Source organism: Paracoccus sp. (in: a-proteobacteria), assembly GCF_032007265.1.
Lineage (GTDB): Bacteria > Pseudomonadota > Alphaproteobacteria > Rhodobacterales > Rhodobacteraceae > Paracoccus.
The window spans coordinates 1-4,387 of sequence record NZ_DALZMB010000177.1 but is presented as its reverse complement, the minus strand read 5'-3'; the positions used below and the strand labels follow the sequence as shown (position 1 = coordinate 4,387).

Annotated in this window: 6 protein-coding genes; 2 read left to right on the top strand and 4 right to left on the bottom strand. The window is 62.1% G+C overall.

Annotation, left to right across the window (positions count from 1 at the left end; all coding sequences use genetic code 11):
- Window positions 1-11: 11 nt before the first annotated feature.
- Complete coding sequence (locus RTS12_RS20160) at window positions 12-179, top strand: DUF1127 domain-containing protein (RefSeq protein ID WP_409455727.1); 168 nt, start codon at window positions 12-14, stop codon at window positions 177-179.
- 374 nt (window positions 180-553) lie between these two features.
- Window positions 554-1,330 (top strand): 23S rRNA (adenine(2030)-N(6))-methyltransferase RlmJ, encoded by a 777-nt coding sequence (gene rlmJ / locus RTS12_RS20155; protein WP_312531849.1) that lies wholly within the window; start codon window positions 554-556, stop codon window positions 1,328-1,330.
- Here the strand turns inward: rlmJ and RTS12_RS20150 are convergent.
- From RTS12_RS20150 to RTS12_RS20135, 4 genes are all read right to left on the bottom strand, one after another.
- Window positions 1,327-2,157, bottom strand: coding sequence for an aminoglycoside phosphotransferase family protein (locus tag RTS12_RS20150; RefSeq protein WP_312531847.1), 831 nt, complete (start codon window positions 2,155-2,157; stop codon window positions 1,327-1,329). The genes rlmJ and RTS12_RS20150 overlap by 4 nt on opposite strands.
- A gap of 17 nt (window positions 2,158-2,174) precedes the next feature.
- On the bottom strand, window positions 2,175-2,840 hold the full coding sequence (locus RTS12_RS20145; protein WP_409455726.1) for an N-acetylmuramoyl-L-alanine amidase: 666 nt from the start codon (window positions 2,838-2,840) through the stop codon (window positions 2,175-2,177).
- A complete protein-coding gene (locus RTS12_RS20140; protein WP_312531843.1) occupies window positions 2,804-3,367 on the bottom strand; it encodes a hypothetical protein in 564 nt (187 codons plus the stop codon). Before RTS12_RS20140 ends, RTS12_RS20145 begins: the two co-directional genes overlap by 37 nt.
- A 25-nt stretch (window positions 3,368-3,392) precedes the next feature.
- On the bottom strand, window positions 3,393-4,387 hold a 995-nt coding region (locus tag RTS12_RS20135; protein ID WP_312531841.1), incomplete at its 5' end, for an amidase family protein.

Here is a 4,387-nt window from a genome sequence, read left to right as displayed (position 1 = left end):
CGACCGGCGGTATCTCGACGCTGTTTGGCGGTATCAAGAGCTTTTTTGCGCGTCGGGCACTGTATCGTCAGACCGTGCGTGAGCTGAATGGCCTTTCGGATCGCGAGCTGGCGGATTTGGGCATTCATCGCCTGGAAATTACTTCGATCGCGAATACTGCGGTCGGCGCCAAGCGCTAAGACATAGAACAGGCCGACCCTCTCCTCCTCCCTGGGTCTGGCTTTAGGCGACATCCTCCTCCTCCCTGAGGATGTCGCCACCTAATCACGGAAGCCCTCTCCTCCTCCCTCGGGCTTCGGTGTTGAGAGCGGCGCCCCCCTCCTCCTCCCTGGGGGCGCCGCATTTTCCCGCTGATTGCGGGTACGGAATACGATGGTCCCCTCCTCCTCCCTGGGACCTATCGTTCGCGGTAATGGCACTCCTCCTCCCAGCCATTGCCGCACCCTATACGTTGCCCTACCTCCTCCCAGGGCCAACGTTGCGCGGCGGTGCCCCTCCTCCTCCCTGGGCGCCGCCGCTTTCCTTTTCCCCCAATCCGGATTAAGCGCGACGGATGTTGTCCTATCAGCACGTCTTTCATGCCGGGAATCTGGCCGATCTTCACAAACATGCCCTTTTGGCGTGGATGCTGACCTATCTGACCCAGAAGCCCAAACCCCTGAGCTATATCGAGACCCACGCCGGGCGCGGGCTGTATCATCTTGATGATCCCCAATCCTTGAAAACCGGAGAGGCGGCAGCCGGGATCACCCGTGCCCTGGCCGAAGGCTGGCTGCCCGATGATCATCCGCTGATCCGGACCGTAAAGGCCTTGCGGCTTTTCTACGGGCCCGATGCCTATGCAGGATCGCCCCTGATCGCCGAACATCTGCTGCGTCCGGACGACAAGATGCATCTGGCAGAGTTTCACCCCGGTGAGATCGAACATCTGGCCGAGGCCGTGCCGGATGCACATCTGTATCATCAAGACGGCTTTGCCATGGCCAATGCCGTCTGCCCGCCGATGCCGCGTCGCGGGATGATGCTGATTGATCCAAGCTTTGAGCTGAAATCCGATTACGACACCATTCCACGCTTCATTGCGCAGATTGCACGCAAGTGGAATGTCGGCATCATTGCCTTGTGGTATCCGCTGTTGCGCGACGCCCGCCACAAAGCGATGCTTTCGGCGCTCGCTGCGGAATTTCCCGAGGCCTTGCGCCATGAGGTTCAGTTTCCGCCTGCGCGTGACAGTCATGGCATGATCGGATCGGGGATGTTTGTCGTCAACGCCCCCTTTGGCATGGCCGACGAAACTGCCCGTCTGGACGAGATCTTCGCGCGGCTTTAACGCCCCAGCTGACCTGCCGACCATTCCGCAAGGAAAAGCACGGTCTCGAGGCGGGGCGAATCAAGCGGCTCATCTTGCAAGAACCAGCTGGCCGATAGCCCTGCCCAGGCCAAAAGCCAGCGCAGGATCATGCGGCTGTCATGCCCAGAAAGCGCCGAGATCTGCCCCAGACGGCGCGCCGCCACACCGGGTAAACGAGCGCATTTGTGGCTGGGATCACTTAGGTCAGGATTGGCAAAGAGAACCGCATAATCAAGCTCTGCCGGGCCGATCAGACCCTTGGCGTCGATTGCCGCCCAGCCGTCGGGGAAAAAGAGGGTATTTTCATGATGAAGATCGCCATGCAGCAAGATGGATACGGGGTCTTCGGCAAGCAGGCGATCCAGCTCGGTCAGGGCTTTGCGAAAGATGCCGCCGTGATCGGCTGCTGTGGCGCGAAGATCGCGAAACCAGTGAGACAAGGGTTGCGCCGAGGTGGGTCGTGCGCGCGTGCTGGGCTGGTGGAGTTTGGCGGCCGTATTGCACAGGATCGTCGTCGCAAGATCGTCCTGGCCTGTGCGCGCAAGTTCAGCCAGATTGGGCAGGGTTTCGGCGCGCGGCATCAAGATCGCAGGCCCCGCACGGTTTAGAACCTGCACGGCGCCATTGCCCTTCCACCAGATCAGGGCGTCAAATCCTGCGAGTTCTTCGGCGGTAAGCGCGAGTTTGAGCATCAGCTTTTGGCTCCCCCTGCGGGTCGGCATTAACCTTGCCTGGGCGGTTTCAATCACTGCCCCATCAGGTGTCAGCTGCCAAAGCGCAAGATAGGGCGCAAGATCAAAAGCCATGCTCGCACGCGCGCCCGTCACCGGGGGACGGCGGCCGCAATCCGGCGGTCGATTTCATCTTCGGGACCGCTTGCCCAAGGGCGAAACCGCAGGCGAAACGCCGTCAGTCGGTCCTGCTCATTTCCTGCAGGATATCCGATTTCGCTGAGGCTTTGCTGCAAGGGCAGGTCTTGGCCAAGGCCCTTGGGCCAGACCGCCAGACCTTGCAGGGCCAGGCGGCGCCAGTCAAAGCGGGGGCCGGGATCGATTTTGCGGCCCGGCGCCATATCGGAATGGCCGATGACCGCCTGAGGTGGAATATCCCAGCGCGCCATGATCGCCGCGATCAGCGTCTCAAGGGCCCGCATTTGTGCGGCAGGAAACGGGCGGTCGCCGGGGTTGACGATTTCGATCCCGATCGAGCGCGAATTCACATCGTCACGCCCAAGCCAAGCCCCTGCCCCGGCATGCCATGCCCGACGTTCCTCCGAGACAAGTGCCTCGGCATCGCCATTTTCGTGAAGCAGCCAATGCGCCGAGACCTCGGCTTGGGGGCAGCATAGGCGGGCGCGAGCCGAGGCCCCGTCCGCCATGCCGGTATAGTGCAGCACAATCAGTTCGGGGCGCTGTCCCCCGCGCCGCTCGCCGTGATTGGGCGAGGGATAGCTCAAAGTGCGGATTGGCGCAGCGGCCGCGGATCCCAGCCACACACAAAGCCATCACCATCGGGGTCCATCCCTTTGGGATCGATGACCGGGCCGCCCGCCGCCAAGAACGCGGTTTGCGCACTATCGGCAGTGGCAAAGCCGCGGCAGGCTTGCTGGGCTTTGGCCGCATTGGCGCCCGTGCGCGGATAGATCGCCGTGCCGGGGTTATGACGCTCGGCATGGGCAAAGCGCACCAAGACCGGGGTCGATCCGGGATAGGCGCCGGTGGCCGCGGCGCGGGCCTGAGGCGAGACGCGCACCTCGGTCACGGCCACGGGCACACCCACGGTCTTGACCATCGCTTTGGTCTGGCCGGGTCCAGCAATATCGGCGGCAGTCGGCGCCTTGGCGGGAAGCTGGATCGGGATGATCGCCGGCCCCTCGGTATTGGTCATCAGCGCGACTTCTCGTGCGCGCTGATATTCGCCATAGGGCGTGCCATTCATGGTGTAATTGGGGTTCCAGCCCGCATTCTCATTGCAAGCCGCCAAGGCCAGCACCGCAAGGATCGCCAGTTTCCGCATGTTCACGCCCTCTGTTTTCACAAGATCACCACCAGCGATCCGGCTTCGCCACGAAGCCTGCCGCATTTTCCAGTGTTTGTGCAAGGTTCAGCAGTTCACCTTCGGCCCAAGGGCGGCCAATCAGCTGCATCCCCAGGGGCAGGCCCTGTGCATCTGTGCCGACCGGCACCGCAATCCCCGGCAAACCTGCAAGGTTGACCGTGACGGTGAACACGTCGTTGAGATACATTTCGACAGGATCCTTGCCCGCCATTTCACCCAAGCCAAAGGCTGCGGATGGGGTGGCCGGGGTCAGGATCGCATCGACGCCGCTGGCATAGGCCTGATCGAAATCACGCTTGATCAGGGCACGCACGCGGCGGGCGCGGTTATAATATGCGTCATAAAAGCCTGCCGACAGCACATAGGTGCCGATCATCACACGGCGCTGAACCTCGTGGCCAAAACCCTCGGCGCGGGTGCGGGCATACATCTGATCGATGCCGTCACCTGCCGCAAGTTTCGCCCGATGGCCATAGCGCACGCCATCATAGCGCGCGAGGTTCGAAGACGCCTCGGCCGGGGCGATGACATAGTAGGCAGGCAAAGCATATTTGGTATGGGGCAGCGAGATATCGACGATCTCGGCACCGGCATCACGCAACATCTCGGCAGCCTGACGCCACAGCGCGTCGATTTCATCCGACATGCCATCCATACGATATTCACGGGGGATGCCGATTTTCTTGCCGCGAATATCGCCAGTGATCGCCGCCTCATAGTCAGGAACCGGACGGTCGGCGCTGGTCGAATCCTTGTCATCGACAGATGCCATCGCGCCCAGCATGATTGCCGCATCGCGAACCGTCTTGGTCATCGGGCCTGCCTGATCAAGCGAGCTGGCAAAGGCAATGGTGCCCCAGCGGCTGACGCGGCCATAAGTCGGCTTCAGGCCAACAGTGCCGGTAAATGCCGCAGGCTGACGGATCGAGCCGCCGGTATCGGTGCCGGTCGCCGCGAGACACAGGTCTGCTGCAACGG